The organism is Anatilimnocola aggregata (assembly GCF_007747655.1).
Lineage (GTDB): Bacteria > Planctomycetota > Planctomycetia > Pirellulales > Pirellulaceae > Anatilimnocola > Anatilimnocola aggregata.
In genome coordinates this window covers 1,108,229-1,126,598 of record NZ_CP036274.1, presented here as the reverse complement: position 1 = coordinate 1,126,598, position 18,370 = coordinate 1,108,229, and the positions used below count along the sequence as shown (strand labels likewise).

Here is an 18,370-nt window from a genome sequence, read left to right as displayed (position 1 = left end):
CGAACGAACACCGACGGGCGTCCCAAGTCTGTTCCCAACACATCACCTTGGAGCAGAACGATGGACGCTTATCTCGATCAGTTTGCCGAAGACCGAATCAACGGCGGCTACGGCTCAATCCTCGATCAGATCGAGGCTGACGAGCGTTTCGGCGACGACGAACCAGTTTGTCTGACCTGCGAGGACTTCGGCTGTAGTCACTGTGTTGTCATCGAAGATGATGAGCCGAACGATCATATTCTCTCCCAGCAGGAACTCGAAGACTTCGAGCAAGCGGACGAATACTTCTGGCACTTTGGCGATGATACGGGCGACTGGTGATCGGCAAGCTTGCTTCAGTTCCAAGCTGGAGGTAGGACACGGTCGACCTAAAACCCAGCGCATTGCTGCGCTGGGTTTTCTTCCATGCCCTGAAAAACCACGAACCGGACGTTCCGACGGGCGTCTACAGAAAGTTGCCGCCAGCCCCCGACAATGGACATACGCCAATGCAGATCGTCGGCCTTCCCCAAAATTTTTGGGTCGTCACTGACCCGTCACCGAAGTCGCCGCTCGGTGACTTCTGTTTTGAATGCGACTTTCGGCGATTCGCTCTCCAAGTTCGAGGCGGTCTGGAAGTGGCCAGCATCAAAGGGATTTTCGCTGATCAGAAGGATGCCGAGACGTTTACTAGGTCGTTGATGGATGACAACGGCGACCGTGAGCAAGCCGAGGTAAGTCCTCGCAACTTCTACGTCGCCACGCTCAGTCGATACGTCTTGGTTCAAGCCTTCAACGCCCTTGGGGCGTTGAAGGCGGGGGAAGTTCATCCAGTGCTGGAAGGCAGTGAAGTTCTGACGGTGCGAATCGCCACGCCGGAGGAGATCGAACTTACGGAGTGGCATGAACAGAAGGTTGACGAGGAACGACGGGTGTCGGGTTCGTAACGAAATCAAACTACCTGCAAAGCGGAATAACCATGAACGAATCTAACGAAATCAGCGACTTTGCGCCATCATCACTGAGCCATTTGATTGGCCAGCGAAAGGTGATCCAGCAAGTCGAGGTTGCACTCGACGCCGCACAGCAAGATGGCAAGAAGCTCGACCACTGCCTCATGGTCGGACCACCTGGACTTGGCAAAAGTGCCTTGGCCCAGGTCATCGCCCAGGAAATGGCGACCGGCTTCCATGAAGTCTTGGGCCAATCGCTGAACTCACCCGCCGAATTGAACGCACTTCTGCTGGGCGTAAAAAAGCGGGACATCGTATTCATCGACGAATGCCACGAAATGAAGAAGGAGTTTCAAACTGCACTCTACCTCGCCCTCGACAAGCAGAAGATTTTCGTAAAGACCGGCACCGGAACACCGATGGGCCTGAGCATTGCCGACTTCACGTTGCTGCTGGCGACGACAGACGAGTTCTGCATTTTGCAGCCGTTGCGGGATCGGATGAAGCTCGTGCTTCGATACGAGTTCTACAGCGATGAAGAACTGGCGATTGTCCTGCTGCATCGCACGAAAGCGCTTGGCTGGAAGGTCGATGATGTTGTGCTGGTTCAGATCGCCTACCGATCCCGTGGAACTCCTCGCCTTGCACTTCGGTTGCTTCAATCGTGTCACCGTGTTGCTCGTTCAGTCGGCGATTCCACGATCACAGCGGCGCACCTCCATCGTGCTTGTGAACTTGAAGAGATCGACGATATCGGCCTTGGCCCGAACGAACAGAAGTACCTGCGGATTTTGGAGTCAGGGCCGACTCGATTGAATGTGGTTGCGTCGATTCTCAGTCTTCCGAGTCGAACTGTGAGCGCCGTGATCGAACCGTTCTTGATTCGTTCCGGCTTAGTGACAAAGGACAAGAGCGGGCTACGGGAACTGACCGCCGATGGTCGTGAGTTTCTGTCTCAATCGTGTCAGCAACCCGTCTAATTATCGCAACAGGAGTGTCGAATGAGCGCCCAAATGCAAACTCAAACAAAGGCCATCGTGACTGTTGCCGAGATGGCTCGGATGGTCGGCCTGTCCCGAGCAAGGTTTTACCAACTGATCGGATCGGCGTTCCCAGCGCCGGAACGAGACGCTGAAACTGGCCGTCCATTTTATGTCGAGGTTGTGCAAAAGGTGTGTCTTGAAGTGCGCCGCCGAAACTGCGGAGTCGATGGCAAACCGATCCTTTTCTACGCAAGGCGAGGCGGAGCGCCCACGGCTCCGACCAAACGACGGGAGTCGAAGCCGCAAGAGAAAGTGAAGAACAAATACACCACCATCGTCGATGCGATGAAAGGTCTTGGCCTAGTCGGTGTCACCGATCAACAGGTCAGTGCCGCAGTCGCCAAACTGTTCCCAACTGGGATCGCCCAGGTCGATGAGGCCGAGGTCATCCGCTCCGTTTTCGTTCAGATTCAGCGTCAGAATTCGACCGATAATCTCGGTCGATAATAGTCAATATCAGCCCAGTTGGTCCCGAAAGGTGTCTGATTCATGTCCAATTTGCGTCCAGAAGGCCGTGAGAATTCGGGCGATAATGTTTTCACCGGCATCCCGACCGGGCCGAACGAGCCTACCTTGTTCAGTCAGTTTCTCTGCTCACTCGATCTCGCCGCCAACAGTCGGCGTGCGATGGCTCAAGATGTCAGAAAGTTTGCTTCGTGGTTCAGCGCATCGAACAAAGAATCGTTCGTCATTGGTCGAGTGACGACACGGGACGTGACTGACTTCAAAGAGTACCTGCGCCGGGACAAGCAGCAGGCCGTCGCCACAGTCAATCGCTGCCTTGTGACCATCCGACGATTCTTCCGTTGGCTCACAGAGAATGGTCATGTGAAAGCGAATCCAGCCAAGCCGGTGAAGGAACTTCGTCGGCAGCAACTTTCACCCAAGGGCCTGGATCGGGCTGCAGTTCGGCGGCTGCTTCGTGAGATCGAATTGCGCCAGGACGTGCGGGCGAATGCAATCTTCTCGACCATGCTCTACACCGGGTGCCGTGTTGGCGATCTCGTCGGGCTGGAGTTAGAGGATTTGGTTTTGCATGATCGTGGCGGTTCAGTTGTCTTCCGAAATGGCAAGGGCGGAAAGCAACGGACGGTTCCTATGTCGTTACCCGCTCGGCGAGCGATTCAATCGTATTTGAATGTTCGCCCTCCGGTTTCTGTGGGTGCCGTCTTCGTCGGCGAGCGAGGTCGATTGACCGAGCGAGGAGTCAGGGCATTGTGCGACAAGTATTCCGTACTCATCGGCGTGAAACTGCACCCGCACTTGCTTCGTCACACGATGGCGCATCAGTTCCTGGCTGACACCGAAAACGATCTCGTCGGTCTAGCCCAAATTCTCGGCCACGAATCGCTCAACACGACGGCGAGGTACACAAAGCGGTCAGCAGAGAAACTGGCCGAGTCGGCAGATCGGATAAGCTACTAGCGAATCGCACTTCAAGGAAACAGGGGGCCAACATCACTTAATAGATCGCAGGATAGTGTTAAGCCTAAAAATAGCGACGAAACTTTGCCTACTTCCAGTGATGGCGAATGACATCTATTGCAAAAAATAAGGCAATTAACACGATTCCGTTTCTGATGCCTACATAACTAGCAGCTACATAATTAGCCACAATTGTGGCAATTGTTTGATTGAGCTTTCCGTAACGATAGAAGCTCAGTACCTTCTGTTGCTTGGAAATCTGAATTATCGTCAACCGCTCCCCCTCGGCTTTTATCAAGTCATCTAAATATGTCCCGAAACGCTCTCTGATGTTAACTGCGACAGTAAGGCACATCGCAGATAACACCAGACAGCCAACCGCTGATAATAGCACAATAACCTCGACACGCCCGAACGTTCGACTCGACGGATAATTTAGGATCGTCGCAATGAGTGCAATCGTCACTCCGATCATAAAAAGTCCCGCTCGTCCTTTCTCAACGATGCGGTAGCTTCGCTGCAGCTCATCTTCAAAATCCTTTTCGAGTTCCTCAAGTCTCGACTCGCTAATCGACTCCTCTGGAGCCTCGACCACGAATTGAGCGGCTTTGAGCACTTGAAGTTCGCCAGCAAGTCGCCAGTGCGCCCAGGCAGCAGAAAGGGGTGCAATCAACTGTTGCTCAATAAACGTCAGGATTGTCGTCAAGAGTTGCATCAGCATCGTGAAGCTTTCCCGTTCGTGACAACAGCCCGGCGATCTCTTCGTCTATTGGAAACCCGGTGGGAGGCATCAGCCACGCCCATTCCCCTGTAGGATTGATCTCGATGAAGTAATACTCGTTGCCTCTCATTGCCAAGTCAATACCGCCAAACACCAATCCAAGTTTCCGTACTAGCCGGCAACACCTTTCCTCAATCTCCTTCGGGAGTGAAATCGAGCGGTATTGGATGCGGGCTTTGTTTTCTCGCCAATCATTCGCAAAGCCGACTCCCGTCACCGAGACGATCTCAACTGCAAAGATTTTGTTGCCAACTACTGTTGCACGGATGTCAACTTTGGGTAGCACCGCTTCTTGAACAATTATTGGCGCTGTGGAGATATTGGCCCTGCACAGCTCTTCGCCATCGACCAGATTAGTGTAGATGAATCCTTCCGAGCTTCCGAAATTAAGCACGGTTGTATCGAGTGTTTTAACCGCTAGGCGTTGCCCAAGTGAGCGTCGTTGGGCTGCACTGGAGTCATTGGTAATGACTGTCCTTGGAATCTTAAATCCCAATGAAGCTGCTACCGACAATTGAAACGGCTTAATCTCGGCCTGATAGGTCGCAGTCGGATGGTTAATCCACTTTGCGTCACTAAACACTGTGAGTGCCCGAATGAATGCCGCCCATTGGCTTCTTGAGAACTGTTGCTCAGGACTTAGGTTTGGCTGATAGTTGTCACGAAGAAAGACTGGGGCACGAAAATATACGGAACGAAGGCTCTCGCTCACTATTTCAAATTCTACCGAAGACATCTGGCCCACAAGGCGAGCAGGCGACGGAAAGAGTTCCAGTCGCATTTCTGAAAACTGATCCCTATTCAAGCGGAGATACGAGACGCCATTCTTGATTAACTGGCAAATCACATAGTCAGTCGAAAAGTCGAACCTGCTAGAAAGTATCAGAACTTGCGGCTTTATTGGCTTCACAATCCAGCAAACCTTGATGCATAAGGCAGATCAGAAATAAATCGCAGCGCCTACTATTGCCCCTTTTGATCTTCGCCAGTCTCAACATCATTCTTTTTGGTCCCAGGAAAAATCCCGTCTATCCCTCTCGCTGCGACCAATTCTCCGGTCGCCTTATGTCGCCATCCGCCAGCGGCGTCATCATACTCTGAATCAGGAAACACATCAGGTCGATTTGACGGCACCTCGAATTGGACTGCCTTTTCAATAAGATAGTGCTTGCTTTGCATGGCGACCTGTCTGGAGGGTTTCAATGGCGAAGTGGCGTTGATGTCGGGAGCGTAATTCTAGCCTCTGCCGACAGTTGGAGGCAACGCTGGCTCAGCAATAATAAATGAGGTCATCTGCTGTACTGCCGACGGGTGTCCTGAAAACTCACCAACAAGTGAGGATCAGGAATGTGCAGGGAAACACACGTCGTCGTTTTTCGGAAGTGGCGAAACACCGGCACGATCATCGCTCTGCTCCCCGAACTGCCTTCCGAAAAAAACGGGTGGTACTGCGATTCGTATGAGCAGATCGGCCAGCACGGCGGAGCCGACTGTCACGGCGTGATCCAGCACACCACGCCGGCGTCAGCCGAAGTCTGTGCAGGTTTGGCCATAGAGCTAACCGGCATCGGCTACAACCTCAAGCCGATCAAGCGTTCTTCGTGTCGGCACCATGAGCGCCGGCGTGCGACGGTTAAGATGCTCCGCTAAATTCCTGGTTCTGTGCAGTTTGGGCGTGCTTTGCATCGAGCCTAATCATCTTTGGCCTGTGCTCTCCTCGGTTAATCTTCTCGATGTATTCACGATAGGTCTTGCCTGCCCGGATTCGGCCAACCGTCTGAGGGCTGAGTCCGAAAAGCCTAGCTATTTCGATGTCCTTCTTGTAGGACCGCTTAATCCAAAACCATATCTCGACGAACTCTCGAAACGACCTGATGCGTGATTTTGATGTCTTGCCGCTGTTAACTCGCTTGGATACGACACGGATCGACCCAATTTCGTAATGCAGCCCGGTGCGGTCGATTGATGCGCTCTCACCTCGGTGTTCGTGCCAAAATCTCATCAGTTCAGGTCGCACCCACGCCATGAATTCCGGTTTGCTCATGCGCACTTCCACGCCTCGGTAACACTCCCTGTGCCCTCTGCAGCGTCCTAGCAAATTGCTCCACATCCGACTTGCGAAAACACATGGCGAGCAGAGTTGCCTGCACCACGGAATCATTTCATTGCAATAGCGACAGAACTTCATATTTGACTCCCAGGTTCGGGATAGCGAGGCCATCGAGGAATGTTTGCCACGAAGTGAAGTCGGGACAAGTCACGGCGAAAATTTCGGCGAGAGAACGTTTCCGAACATCGTTCGAGTGAGTTTGGGGGAAGTGGAAAGTAACCTAGGGGGACTGTAAACATCCCGCCCCATCTGCTCCCGCTGGACAGTTGGGAGCGGGCCTGATCGAAGCGACGGGTGTCCCAAAGTCAGTGGCAAACCAACTGACACAAGGACGCTCAAATGATCGCTCAAACCGAAATCTACCAGCAAGTCACCGACCAGATCATCAAGCAACTCGAAAGCGGAGTCGGTGAATGGCGCAAACGGTGGGCGAGCGCCGGCTCCGGCCTGCCACGAAACGTGGCAGGCCGGAGCTACCGAGGCGTCAACATCTTGCTGCTCTGGTCAGCCGCTCAGGATCGTGGTTTCGATTCGACGATGTGGGGAACGTTTAACCAATGGAAAGGCGTTGGTGGTCACGTTAAGCGTGGTGAGAAGGGAACTCGAATCATTTTCTGGCGAGTCGTCACAGAGACGGTCACAGACCCGAAGACTGGTCAGGAGAAAGAGGAACGCCGGTTCTTTTGCAAACAATTCGTCGTTTTCAATCTCGCCCAGTGCGGCGGCGACAAGCTCGAGCGCTTTCGCACCGTTCGCCCCGTTCGTGAGTTTGTGGATTTCACTCCGGCTGAAGAAGCGATTTCGGCGACGGGTGCCGACATTCGGCACATCGGCAACCGGGCCTTCTACACTCCCGATTCCGACTTCGTACAACTACCGCCTAAGGTCGCTTTCGACAGCGAAGCGGCCTATTACTCGACAGCACTCCATGAATTGGTTCACTGGAGCGGTCACGATAGCCGCCTAAATCGGCTCGACAAGTTGACACGGTTCGGAGATCAGTCTTATGCCGCTGAAGAGTTGGTCGCCGAACTCGGCGCTGCCTTCCTGTCATCATCGCTTGGCGTTCCAAACGTGCCGCTGCAGGACAATGCGGCGTATCTCAAGTCATGGCTAGAAGTGCTGCGAACTGACAACCGGGCGATCTTCACCGCTGCAACTGCCGCCAGCGCTGCTGCTGATTACATCCTGGGATTCAGCCAACAGAACGAAGCCGAAGAAGCAGAAGAGGAGGAGGCATTGCTTGTCTAGCCAGACCGACGGGAGTCGGAAATCTGTCCGATTCATGTCGAAAATCTGGAGACAGCAATGGTCGCTCTTGGTGAGATCGAATTGAAAGACGCCGCTCGGCAAGCGGCGGGAAACTGGCAGGACTTCAACTGCTTTGTTTGGTTCCGGCGCAGCGAACTCGCCAAGCCGAAAGACTGGGCGGTGATCTATACCCACAACCGTGACAGTGGCCTTCTCGACCAAAGCAACGCTTCGGTGATCCGGGCGGCGCTGAAGCCCTTCACCGAAGGAGACGACCCGGATGTTGTCGTCGAATCGCACAGCCATTGGGCCGTCGGCCACGTCAGCGGCTTCAGCGTGCGAGTGTTCCGCCGTGGCCAAATCACAAAGGCATTTCGCACTTACCACGAATTGGCGGAGAGCATGGAAGACTATCCGATTCTCGATGAGACGGATTACTCCAATCGGGAAAGTGAAGCCACGTTCGAGAATCTCGAACACGCTGCTTGGCGGCTCAAACGAGAGTTCGATCTGCCGGAGAACTGGCAGGATGAAACGTATTCATGGCTGTCAGACAGCCGCCCCAACTCGCTTGAGAACACCGACGACCAAGGCGGTTGGCCGGACGATGATGACCTCACGGCGGCATTCGAGGCGCTGGGGTATGAGCGGGTTGAGTGAGGTGCTGCCCGGTTGTTGGGGACGCCCGATGCGTAACGAACGACGGGCGTCAAAAAACGTCGCCGATGACCTAGTGGAAACCGAGTGTGAACGGCTATTGAATTCTCAGTCGATGCCCGTGATGGGCGAGGTAGAACGCAACGGCTGATTTAAGTGACGAGCATGGATGGAAACGCTGCACTGACGACGGGCGTCAAAAAACTGAAGCGGGGAGGTGAGTTCAGTGTTCGACCTCGCTCACCGTTACAAAACCTAGGTGCGATTAAATAATCCCGATTTCCCATTAGCTCAAAAGTGACCAGGGACTCCTGGGTAGCCGCTATCGGTCGCTTTTGCTTTCATCCGACGGGGGCGTATCCATAATGTGGGATTGAAGCCACTGGCACTGGGCCGAAGAGCGACAACTCATCGAGCGTGTGCATTAAGGCGTCTCACGAGTTGCCATCATTCCGACCGGAAGTGGGCGGCTACTAAAGCTGATGATGCCGGGGCCAACGCCAACTTGATTACTTTGCCATCGGTGGGAAAATAGTTTCATGCGGCCAAGCTCGAAACTCCTGACGATTCTCTTTGCCCTCATGGTGGGATTGCCGCCCCATTGGTGTCAGGGCTTTTCTGATTTGCCGGTCGCATGTTGTCCGGCCTGTGCCGATGCTGATTGTCACGAAGACAGCGAACCACAACGGCCAACTGATCCGCCGAAGCAAGAGTGCCAATGCGGCAATCTGCCGATCAAGCAGGCCGAAACAGTCGCCATTGAATCGACCGCAGTTCCGGCAGGCTTCGTTCTCAGCGGCAACGACACTTTCGTTGGCTACGTTTACATCGTTGAGATTTTTTCGCAGCGAAACCTTCAGCAAGCGTTCTGTTGTTGGCGGAAATAATTCAAGACTGGTCAGCAGTCTCGTTTTGTTTTTGATTTCAACTACCGGAAGATTTCTATGTTTGCCAATTGGTTCGTTGGGTGTGCTTCGGCGTTTCTCTTGTTCGCTATCGGCTCGGTCGTCCAAGGGGCGCAGAAGGCCGACGATTGCGTTGCGAAGTGCAAGGCGTGTGCGGAGTCGTGTAAAATGTGCGCTGCGGATTGTGAAAAGGACAATCCCGAATGCGCAAAGATGTGCATGGCTTGCCACCATCTTTGCACTGCATGTGCGGCTCTCGATGGCACACCTTCCGAAGATGTAGTGAAGGCAGCTTGTGCCAAGGTCTGCACTGAATGTGCAGCGGTCTGCGAGAAGGGCAAAGACGCCAGTTGCAAGGAATGTGCGAAGGTCTGCAAGGCTTGCGCTGAAGCCTGCAAGAAGGGCTAGTGCATCTCGCATTTATGCCTGAGTGAAGATCAAACCCGACCGAGGTAACTCGGTCGAGGCTGATTGACTTTTCATCTTGCCGACTCTTACTCGGCAATTCTTCTTGACCTGAACGATCATCCGATTTTCAGGGTGAAAGGTATGGAACCGTGGGACGAGTCTCGCTGCTAGCGACGGGTTCTGTGATTCGCTCGCCCGTGGTATAGAGGGACAACGTGGATGATCCACCCCGCCACAAAAAGGAGTTGAATGGATGGCCACACAATCGGAAAATGAAACGGCCTCTTGGACGAACCTCACGTCAGAAGTACGAGGTATCGGATGCGAGCAGCAAACGATAGAAATTGCCGAGTCGCCCATTCTCCAAGTTGATAATGATTGGACTAGCATTGCACGGGAGGGTATTCAGGACCGCCGCTCTCGCCCTGACGAATAAGCAGCCCCGAAATTATTTCCGCTTCAACTGCTGATCAACAGAAAGATTCTTCACCGCCGACGGGGCATCAAAGATCTGAAGCAAGCTCTCTCAACGATCTAACAGCGGACGACCTCCGAACGGTACTCGCTCGGTGAATGAAACTGGTGTTCAGCCTCACTCACCATTTCATTTTTGAATTCGGTTAAATAATCCCGAATTCCCAAATACGTAAAAGCAACCCGGGACTCCAAGCTAACCACTTTCGGTCGCTTTCGCTTACTTTCCGACGGGCGTCTCCAAATCGTTGGTTTCAACGATCTGCCCCGCATCGGAGAACTCGCATGTTCAACCTTGGGAAAACTGTCGCAACACCCGGCGCACTTTCGGCTCTGGAACTAGCCGGCCAAGGGCCGGCGCAGTTCCTTGCCCGTCATCAATCGAGGGACTGGGGAGAAGTCTGCGAAGATGACAAGTTGGCCAACGATGAATCCCTGAAAGACGGCAGCCGACTCCTCTCGGCGTATCGGACGAAACTCGGCGTAAAAATTTGGATCATTACCGAGGCTACTGACGATCAGGGGCGGCGAGAGGCGACGACGATTTTGCTGCCGGAGGAATACTAGGGTTTGGTTGTCGTATCAGGAGTCAGCAACTAGCATTGAGAATTGGTTTACCGACAGCATCATTGGAGTTTCGCAGCACATGGCTAAGAAGAAGTCCGCTAACAAAGTCAACAAGTCTGAACTCATTCGTGCGTATGTCGCCGAGTTCCCCGACAAGTCACCAAAAGAGGTTGCAGACTTTATTACAGCCCAAGGCTATCCAGTCTCGCCGCAGTTCGTTTCCACTATAAAGTCGAACGCTAAGAAGAATGCTGGAAAGAAACCGGGCAAGCGTGGGCCGAAGCCAAAGTCGGCCAGCATCGCACCAAGCGGCGGAAGTATCGTTGATAATGGTCTCGTGGCCATCGAATCAGCGGGAGCGCTTCTAACGGCCTGTGGCTCGCTAGAAGCGGCCCGGAAGACGCTGGAAGCCATTGCGAAGATCATGGGCCAGCGGACTGGGAATGGGTAGAGAACAGCAGCAACGATCTTAGATAGGCAAACACCCCGCCGAGGTCGGCGGGGTGTTTTCGTTTGTGCGTTGCTCAATTCGACAGCTTCGGCGACAATGCGGCCCAAAGTGGGGGATATTCTTCGGGCAGGCGATTGGAGCGCATCGTGTCAAAGGGGAAGAGCAACAATCACGGCGGCACACCGAAACCGTATGTTCTGCCGAAAGACGCTTTGCAACGAGTTAACCTAGGGCAAGCCTTCGCCGAACATGATCCGGTTTTGACGAGGCCGGGCGTTTTCGTTCAGACTCCCGCATTGATTGCCGCAACTGACCTAAGCCGAGCCAAGTCGTTTTTTATCGGGCGGCGGGGAACGGGCAAAACTGCAATCACGATCTTCTTGGGAGCGAAGAAAGATAACGTCGTTTCGCTGCATCCCGAGATTTTTGCAACTCTCGCCAACACACTTTCAACCGATGAAGTTCGGGACACGAAGCAACAAGCGTTTCACGCATTGGTTGCCTGCTTCCAACGAGCGATGCTCGATGAAGTGTTGAGCGAATGGGTTCGGCGCAATTTGACCGATTACAAAGCGTTTCCCGATAAGTTGCGGTCAGAACGCAACTTCATCGAAGAGTTCGATTTTGATTCGAGGTTGCTGCACTTCGTAGAGCAAGGCCAAGAGGCCGTTCGGAAACATGATGACAGAGGTTGGATCAAACTGCGCAACCGCTCAAAAGAAGTCTTGCACATGATGGCCACGATGAGAGAAAGCCTCGGCCCAAAGTCCGATTTGCTTTTGCTCATAGACAAGATTGACGACACTTGGAACGGCTCGGAATTGGCGGTTGTGCTGCTCAAAGCGTTGATGCATGCATGCGTTGACATGGCTTCCAAGTGCAATTTCGTTCATCCGATTTTATTTTGCCGTGAGAATCTGTTCCAACGAGTTCGGCAGATTGACACTGAGTTCACACGTTTGGAGACGGCAGTTGTTTCGCTCGATTGGACGGAAGAATTGCTTGTAGAAATGGTGGAACGGCGGCTCAAAGTTGCCGTCAACACCGCCCCTCCAACCGGGCAGGCGTGGGATGCGTTCTTCGAGCAGATCGACGGCGTGTCCTCTAGTCGCTACGTTCTGAACTACTGCCAACATCGACCGAGAGACATTCTCGTTTTCTGCAACGAGGCGGTACAAGAAGCTCAATCGCACCGACGTTCCAAAGTGACCAAGGCAGACCTCGAAGTTGCTCGGCGCAAGTTTTCATTGAATCGACTGAAGGAAGTGGGTGATGAATACTCCGAAAACTATCCGCAACTAGCGCTAGTTCTCGGTCGTTTTCATGGCCTCGGCAACTCGTTCACCATTCCGGCGCTGACCGAGTTCATTCAAAAGATTCTAGTTGAACCCGAGATTCAGAAGCATTGCGGCGAATGGGTAAATGCCCACAGTCAGCCATTCCGATTCGCAACTTTGCTGTACAACATCGGCTTCGCAGGCATCAGCAACAAGGGCGTTGTCACTTATCGGACTTACGAAGCATCGCCCGATGCCCCTTCAATCGACGGCGGCGCAAACGTCATCATTCATCCTTGTTACGTTCCGGCGCTCGATCTTCGAGAGGCTGTTGTTACCTCGTTGAAAGATACCTCGTTACAGTTTGAGGGGCTTGTTCTCGAATTGCCCGAGGGGTACGAACTGCAAGGGTACACCGACAAACTTCAAGCGATGTTGAAGCAACTCGCCAACATCCAACATGGTAAACCCGGAGCAAGCGAGTACGAAGATTTTGTTGGCGAAGTTTTGCGGCTCTGCTTTTTCCTTTGGCTAAACAACGTTCAGGGCAAGTCACGGGACATCAACGGGATTACGATCAAGGATTGGATCGTTGCCAACGTTGCGCACGAAGGCTTCTTTCAAATGATGAAGACGCATCCGAACTATCAGGCAACCCAAGTGATTTGGGAATGCAAAAACTACACCGACCTCGGGGCTGACGATTTTCACCAAGCACAGTATTACATGGGTGGAGCCTGCGGCAACTTCTGCATCGTCTGTTTTCGAGGCGATCCGAAGGAATCGCACTATTACCACCACATCAAGAAGATTCACGATCAGCGCAAGGGAATGGTTTTGCTGCTAGGCGACAAAGATTTGGAAGTGTTCCTTCGCCAAGCAATCAGAGGCCGGTCAAAGGACTTGCACATTCAAGCCCGCTTCGACGATACGGTAAGGCTGATCGGTTAGCCGCTTGAAGAAGCGAGATATCGCTTGCAATTTTCGAGAAGCCACGGAATATCTGAGTCTTGTTGCCCATGCAGTTTAAGCCCGTACTTCTGCTCAAGAATATAAACTCTTGCGTCGGATAGGCCGTACCTTCCTCCTTGTCGTGAGCCTGACTTCTGATCTAGTCCTAGCCGCAAGCAATTCTCCTCGTGAAAGCCGAAGCCTAGGATGTATGTCGTGTCTGCCTCCGCCAGCAGTTGTCGAGACTGTACCAGCGTAGGCGATTCATGGGTGTTCTCTTCACAAATGATCTTGATAGATTTGGATGCTTTTAGCGCAGTGCCAGTTGTGCCAGCGCAACCCCAAGGCAGTTTCGCATCATCTGCTCCCTTCTGCCACGGAAGAAGACCAATCTGGCCATAGACATGGACAATTGGAATTGACGCAACGACCTCGGCAGCCTGAACGTCATTGAGATTGAAACGGGCCTTTATCGCCGTGTGCAAAAAGTGTTCAAGGCTTCGGTCATAGTTGAATGTAACTATCGACAGTTTGTTGGCTATGATCTTTGCAGGGGTGTTCCCAAGTGCGTCAAGAAGCATGTGATACCACGCACTCTTTATTCCACGTGCAGTGATATTTGGACCTTCATGGACAAGAATCTTATAAGCTATTGCCAGCTTGCCCATCTCGATAAAGTCAGGCCGAGTTTCGAGGAAGAAATCAATCGAGGGTGGCATTGCCTCTTTGAGAACCTGTTCAAAGACCTTGTAATGCTCACAAGTCTTGCCTATGAGGGCTAACTCATTGCGCATAAACTCATTGTTGTGAAGCCCAATCAGGTCTTCCACCAGTTTTCCACCGAGCGGATATCCGTATTGGCAACTTGCTCCCGCTCCTAGCACCAAGACTGTCTGCTTGTCGAACACTGCTTGCTTTCTTTTTGGGTTTGCAGCATTCTACCAGTTGTTGCAATCCGATCAAATAAGCCCCGCCCGCATCATCTTGCCGAAGATATCGGCGGCGATGATCGGGCAAAGCGAATTCCCTATTGCTCGGACCTTTCGCCGCTCGGATTGAAACTCAGGTAGTGCGGGGGATAGCGGCTAAGGCTCTCGGAAGGATCAAGATTCAAGCAACAGGCCCGCAGAAATAGCGGGCCTGTTTGCGTTGGACTCGTTTTCAGGGAAGGATAGCGTTAGTAAGCTCATCAGCATCGAGCAGTTTGGCGGCAAACTGCGCATCGTTGATTGCTTCAAATTTTGGAATTTTCAAGAATTCGAGTTCAATCTGATTTTCCGCTGCCTGTTTCTCAGCATCCCGTAAATGTCGTTCGTGATCTTGCCGTTCTTGTGCATCTCGCTCTCCGGCTTCCTGTAGAAGCACCGCACAGAAACGGTAATGTGCCTTGATGTAAACTTCGGCGAGAGCAAAGTGAATCGGTCGGAGCGTTAGCCCCCTGACTTCTGTATCTCGATCCCGAAACTTGACGTTGTACTTAGCAAACAGTGCATCCAGCTTCGGGCTGCTTTCGCTTTCCATCGAGACTTCCCTTGAGTTAGCGGAAAAAAGCATTTCGGTCCCGCCGAGTTCGGCGGGCTTTTGTTACCGTTGGGCGGGTATGATGTGGCCGACGAACTTGGCACACTCCACATCCGCCGAGGCGGGTTCTGCTTTCGCAATTGCACAGAGCAGCCGTTCGTAAATCGAACCGTCTGGCCGTTTCTCTGGCTCACCTACGGGGACTAATTCCGCCCCACAATTTTCACACTGACCGTTTTCGTCTGTCATCGTCGCTCCGTCAATTAAAGGTTCGTTGTCGTTCCGCAGCTATCGGTTGATGTTTCTGCTTAATACCTGCTGAAGCTCTTGATCGAACCGACCATAGCTCTCCCGCCACTTCTCGTTCGACCATTGCCCCAAGATGTATTGAGCCCCGGTGTGGTTATTTGATACCGGGTAGAGTTCGAGAGCCACTTGTTGCCACAGGCCAACCAGTGGGGTGGCGGTGGCGGTAAATTTGCCGATACCAGCCCGAATATAAAACGTGAGCAATCGAGTCTCGCCGGGTAAGATGACGGATGACCCTTGCGAAAACATTTCTCCGTCTTTCATCCCGCCGCCGGGAATCGTCCACGCCTCGTTTTCGGTTAGGTTTCTTACGAGCACCCCCCACGCCGTAGTCGCTTGCCGGGAAATGTTTTTTATTCTCACTTGCACTTCCACGCCGATCACGCCAGTGTTCAAGTCCGCATCTTTGGGCACACCGGTTACATCCATGATCTGAAGCACCGACTTAGTGAACCGGTTGCGTAACAGTTCCAAGTGGAAGTGTGGGGCCGGCAGACTGTGGGCACCGATACGATAGTAATACTGACGCTCTTCTTTGGCTTGATGGGGAGCGGCCGGTGAATCCTGGATGTGAATTAGGTAGGCCCCTTTCGACTTATCACCAGTAAACGGGATTCGATAAACCCGGAAGGATCGAATCGGCTGGTCCACGGACTGTTCCACCAATCGATCAAGAACATCCGACATTGGCTCACGGCCAACGGTATCCACGCAAGGCTCCCACACCCGTTCTTTGCTCAGGCCGAACAGCAGAAAGCCGCCACCGGAATTGGCGAAGGCTGAGACCTGTTTGCCAAGCTCCTTTTTCAGTTCGTTCTTCTTAGCGGGAGCGAGGTAAATCCCAGATTTGCATTCCCAGCGATCATCTTCCCTTGTCTGATCCTGCTGCTGTGTCGGGATCAGTTCCAGCAGCTGATCGGTGGTGAGTTTATCGAAATCCATGTGGCACCTGGGCAGGGTGAGCGGTGGTGATTCTAGTTTACCTAGTGCCCCTGCCGGCCAAGGCGCTAGTTGCACTAAAAACGAAAAAGCCCGCCGAACTCGGCGGGCTTTTTCGTTTTTGCCGTCCCTTTTTACCCAATCTTTTACCCAAGCGATTTACCCAAAATCACGGTAGCCGCAAGTCGTTGCGGCAAAGGGCGTTAAGAATGGGCGGTGGGGGACTCGAACCCACGACATCCACTGTGTAAGAGTGGCGCTCTAACCAACTGAGCTAACCGCCCGAAGTTTCGGGTGAAGTTGCATGGTAGTTGGGTGGTCTGCGGGATGTCAATGCGACTGAACGGGTGGAAGGGCCCGGAAGTAAAAGTCGGCAGGACAACGACCGTGCGAAGAAACGGGGGAGTTAGCAACGGAGAGGTTAGGGGCCTGCGGTGGCGTTCAGGTCGGCCAGGGGGAGTAAGAAGGGTTTGATTCCCTCGAACGTTTTGGGGCCAATGCCGCGGACGCGGCGCAGGTCGTTCCAATCGCGAAAGGGACCGTTGGTCTGGCGGTCGTCGACAATGCGCTTGGCGAGGACTTCGCCCACGCCGGGCAGCAGGGCGAACTCCGGCCAGTCAGCAGCGTTGATATCGATCTGAAACTTGGCCACCAGCACCGGCGTGCGATCGATATCGACCAATCTCGATTCGGCCTGCTGATGCCGCCACCAATGCACGCCGATGTAGCCGAGCGCGACGAGCAGTATGACGGCAGCAGTCCCCTGATCGGCCAAGCGCAGCGACCAGCGCGGTCCATTATTCGGCGCTGATGGTGGGCGAGGCATGGAAAAAGTCGCGGTGGTGGCAAGACACGGTCGCAGCTTGATCATTTCGCATGGAACGTCGGGACGCAAGCCAGTTTTCTTGGTGAGGAGTGCTCGGGGCCGGTCCCTACCGAATCTGGGCCTTCTTTCTTATATTCAGGGAGTGAATGGTGCGAACAAACGGGGCGCGGACCGCAGCGGCGAGATCGAACGGACGGGGGATGTGCGATGAGAGTACTGGTGATCGGCAACGGAGGCCGCGAGCATGCGCTGGCGTGGAAGCTGCGGCAGAGTTCGCGCGTGACCCAGGTCTTCATCGCGCCGGGCAATGCGGGGACCTTGGAAGAAGGGGAAAACGTAGCGATTGCGGCCAACGATATCCCCGGGCTAATCAAGTTTGCGCAGACGGCCAAGATCGACCTGACTGTGGTCGGTCCGGAAGGTCCGCTGGTCGAAGGTGTGGTCGATGCCTTTCAAGCGGCCAAGCTGCGGGTGTTTGGCCCCAGCCGGGCAGCGGCGCAGTTGGAGGGGAGCAAGATCTTCTGCAAAGAGATGCTCCGGCATGCCGACGTTCCTTCGGCCGATTTTCACGTCTTTAAAAGCCCCGAAGCAGCGCAACGATTCATTCTGGACCGCTATCCGTCGGAAGACGAATCGGTGCCGGTCGTGGTAAAGGCCGACGGCCTGGCAGCTGGCAAAGGGGTGATTGTTTGTCAGCGGCGGCGCGATGCACTCGATGCAATCGACCGCATTGCCCGCAAGCGCGAGTTCGGCGATGCCGGCAAGCAGTTCATCATCGAAGATCGGCTCGATGGTCAGGAGGCCAGCGTGCTCGCCTTTACTGATGGCCGGACGATTGTCACGCTCCCTCCCGCGCAAGATCACAAGCCTGCCTATGACGGCGACAAGGGACCGAACACCGGCGGCATGGGTGCGTATTGCCCGGCACACATTGTCGACGATCGGATGCTCTCTTGGATCGAAGAGCACATGCTGGTGCCGACCGTCCACGCGATGAAGCGCTCGCGGCAGCCGTTCAAAGGCGTGCTCTATGCGGGCATCATGCTGACGAATCAAGGGCCGCGCGTACTGGAGTACAACGTGCGCTTGGGCGATCCCGAATGTCAGCCACTGCTAATGCGACTGCAAACCGACCTGGTCGATGTGATTGAAGCGACCATCGACGGCAAGCTCGACGAACTGGGCCCGCTGAAGTGGGATCCTCGCCCTGCTGTCTGCGTGGTGATGGCCAGCGAAGGCTATCCCGGCGACTACGAAAAAGGACGCCAGATTCGCGGCCTCGACGAAGCGGGCGCATTGCCCGATGTGAAGGTGTTCCACTCGGGCACCGCGCTGGTCGATAACAAAGTGGTGACCAACGGCGGCCGCGTGCTCGCCGTCACCGCGCTCGGCAACACGTTGGCTGCTGCGAAGTTGCAAGCCTATACCGCCGTGAAGTGCATTCGCTGGCCTGGTGCCTGGTGCCGCAAAGACATTTCCGACAAAGCCCGCCTGCCCCCTAAAGAAGATACGTGGCGGGATAAGCCACGGCGGTAAGCTTCAC

Annotated in this window: 20 protein-coding genes and 1 tRNA gene; 12 read left to right on the top strand and 9 right to left on the bottom strand. The window is 53.9% G+C overall.

Annotation, left to right across the window (positions count from 1 at the left end; all coding sequences use genetic code 11):
• Positions 1–60 precede the first annotated feature (60 nt).
• The 5 genes from ETAA8_RS04320 (at position 61) to ETAA8_RS04300 (ending at position 3,400) form a co-directional block, all read left to right on the top strand.
• Positions 61–321 carry a hypothetical protein gene (locus tag ETAA8_RS04320; protein WP_145085404.1) on the top strand — a complete coding sequence of 87 codons (261 nt, stop codon included), beginning with the start codon at positions 61–63 and terminating at the stop codon, positions 319–321.
• Positions 322–617: 296 nt separating this feature from the next.
• On the top strand, positions 618–926 hold the full coding sequence (locus ETAA8_RS04315) for a hypothetical protein (RefSeq protein ID WP_145085401.1): 309 nt from the start codon (positions 618–620) through the stop codon (positions 924–926).
• Between the two features lie 32 nt (positions 927–958).
• On the top strand, positions 959–1,912 hold the full coding sequence (locus tag ETAA8_RS04310; RefSeq protein ID WP_145085398.1) for a Holliday junction DNA helicase RuvB C-terminal domain-containing protein: 954 nt from the start codon (positions 959–961) through the stop codon (positions 1,910–1,912).
• Positions 1,913–1,945: 33 nt separating this feature from the next.
• Positions 1,946–2,422 (top strand): helix-turn-helix transcriptional regulator, encoded by a 477-nt coding sequence (locus ETAA8_RS04305; RefSeq protein ID WP_145085395.1) that lies wholly within the window; start codon positions 1,946–1,948, stop codon positions 2,420–2,422.
• Between the two features lie 42 nt (positions 2,423–2,464).
• Positions 2,465–3,400: a tyrosine-type recombinase/integrase gene (locus ETAA8_RS04300; RefSeq protein ID WP_145085392.1), complete on the top strand. Its 936-nt coding sequence runs from the start codon at positions 2,465–2,467 to the stop codon at positions 3,398–3,400.
• 88 nt (positions 3,401–3,488) lie between these two features.
• On the opposite strand, the gene ETAA8_RS04295 is transcribed toward ETAA8_RS04300, so the two are convergent.
• Both ETAA8_RS04295 and ETAA8_RS04290 read right to left on the bottom strand, forming a co-directional pair.
• Positions 3,489–4,121, bottom strand: coding sequence for a hypothetical protein (locus tag ETAA8_RS04295; protein ID WP_145085389.1), 633 nt, complete (start codon positions 4,119–4,121; stop codon positions 3,489–3,491).
• Positions 4,081–4,962, bottom strand: coding sequence for an ATP-grasp domain-containing protein (locus tag ETAA8_RS04290; RefSeq protein WP_145085386.1), 882 nt, complete (start codon positions 4,960–4,962; stop codon positions 4,081–4,083). Before ETAA8_RS04290 ends, ETAA8_RS04295 begins: the two co-directional genes overlap by 41 nt.
• Positions 4,963–5,528: 566 nt before the next feature.
• On the opposite strand from ETAA8_RS04290, the gene ETAA8_RS04285 reads away from it, so the two are divergent.
• Positions 5,529–5,831 (top strand): hypothetical protein, encoded by a 303-nt coding sequence (locus ETAA8_RS04285; protein WP_145085383.1) that lies wholly within the window; start codon positions 5,529–5,531, stop codon positions 5,829–5,831.
• On the opposite strand, the gene ETAA8_RS04280 is transcribed toward ETAA8_RS04285, so the two are convergent.
• Complete coding sequence (locus tag ETAA8_RS04280; protein WP_145085380.1) at positions 5,815–6,225, bottom strand: hypothetical protein; 411 nt, start codon at positions 6,223–6,225, stop codon at positions 5,815–5,817. The two genes, ETAA8_RS04285 and ETAA8_RS04280, sit on opposite strands and share 17 nt — an antisense overlap.
• A 405-nt stretch (positions 6,226–6,630) precedes the next feature.
• Between ETAA8_RS04280 and ETAA8_RS04275 the strand changes: the two genes are divergently transcribed.
• Positions 6,631–7,542 (top strand): ArdC family protein, encoded by a 912-nt coding sequence (locus ETAA8_RS04275; RefSeq protein ID WP_145085377.1) that lies wholly within the window; start codon positions 6,631–6,633, stop codon positions 7,540–7,542.
• Between the two features lie 57 nt (positions 7,543–7,599).
• On the top strand, positions 7,600–8,202 hold the full coding sequence (locus ETAA8_RS04270; RefSeq protein ID WP_145085374.1) for a hypothetical protein: 603 nt from the start codon (positions 7,600–7,602) through the stop codon (positions 8,200–8,202).
• 506 nt (positions 8,203–8,708) lie between these two features.
• On the opposite strand, the gene ETAA8_RS04265 is transcribed toward ETAA8_RS04270, so the two are convergent.
• Complete coding sequence (locus ETAA8_RS04265) at positions 8,709–9,338, bottom strand: hypothetical protein (RefSeq protein WP_145085372.1); 630 nt, start codon at positions 9,336–9,338, stop codon at positions 8,709–8,711.
• A 933-nt stretch (positions 9,339–10,271) separates the two neighbouring features.
• On the opposite strand from ETAA8_RS04265, the gene ETAA8_RS04260 reads away from it, so the two are divergent.
• The 3 genes from ETAA8_RS04260 (at position 10,272) to ETAA8_RS04250 (ending at position 13,232) form a co-directional block, all read left to right on the top strand.
• Complete coding sequence (locus tag ETAA8_RS04260; RefSeq protein WP_145085369.1) at positions 10,272–10,553, top strand: hypothetical protein; 282 nt, start codon at positions 10,272–10,274, stop codon at positions 10,551–10,553.
• 79 nt (positions 10,554–10,632) lie between these two features.
• Positions 10,633–11,004, top strand: a complete 372-nt coding sequence (locus ETAA8_RS04255) for a hypothetical protein (protein ID WP_145085365.1) — start codon at positions 10,633–10,635, stop codon at positions 11,002–11,004.
• Positions 11,005–11,150: 146 nt separating this feature from the next.
• Positions 11,151–13,232, top strand: coding sequence for a P-loop ATPase, Sll1717 family (locus tag ETAA8_RS04250; RefSeq protein ID WP_145085362.1), 2,082 nt, complete (start codon positions 11,151–11,153; stop codon positions 13,230–13,232).
• On the opposite strand, the gene ETAA8_RS04245 is transcribed toward ETAA8_RS04250, so the two are convergent.
• The 5 genes from ETAA8_RS04245 to ETAA8_RS04225 all read right to left on the bottom strand — a co-directional run bounded on the left by ETAA8_RS04245 (position 13,229) and on the right by ETAA8_RS04225 (position 16,827).
• Complete coding sequence (locus ETAA8_RS04245) at positions 13,229–14,140, bottom strand: hypothetical protein (protein WP_145085359.1); 912 nt, start codon at positions 14,138–14,140, stop codon at positions 13,229–13,231. The two genes, ETAA8_RS04250 and ETAA8_RS04245, sit on opposite strands and share 4 nt — an antisense overlap.
• Before the next feature lie 253 nt (positions 14,141–14,393).
• A complete protein-coding gene (locus tag ETAA8_RS04240; RefSeq protein ID WP_145085356.1) occupies positions 14,394–14,753 on the bottom strand; it encodes a hypothetical protein in 360 nt (119 codons plus the stop codon).
• A gap of 288 nt (positions 14,754–15,041) precedes the next feature.
• Positions 15,042–16,004 carry an AlbA family DNA-binding domain-containing protein gene (locus ETAA8_RS04235; protein WP_145085353.1) on the bottom strand — a complete coding sequence of 321 codons (963 nt, stop codon included), beginning with the start codon at positions 16,002–16,004 and terminating at the stop codon, positions 15,042–15,044.
• Between the two features lie 207 nt (positions 16,005–16,211).
• A tRNA-Val gene (locus ETAA8_RS04230) sits at positions 16,212–16,285 on the bottom strand.
• Positions 16,286–16,422: 137 nt separating this feature from the next.
• Positions 16,423–16,827, bottom strand: coding sequence for a ComEA family DNA-binding protein (locus tag ETAA8_RS04225; RefSeq protein ID WP_202921545.1), 405 nt, complete (start codon positions 16,825–16,827; stop codon positions 16,423–16,425).
• Positions 16,828–17,034: 207 nt separating this feature from the next.
• Between ETAA8_RS04225 and purD the strand changes: the two genes are divergently transcribed.
• A complete protein-coding gene (gene purD, locus ETAA8_RS04220) occupies positions 17,035–18,363 on the top strand; it encodes a phosphoribosylamine--glycine ligase (protein WP_145085347.1) in 1,329 nt (442 codons plus the stop codon).
• Positions 18,364–18,370: the final 7 nt, after the last annotated feature.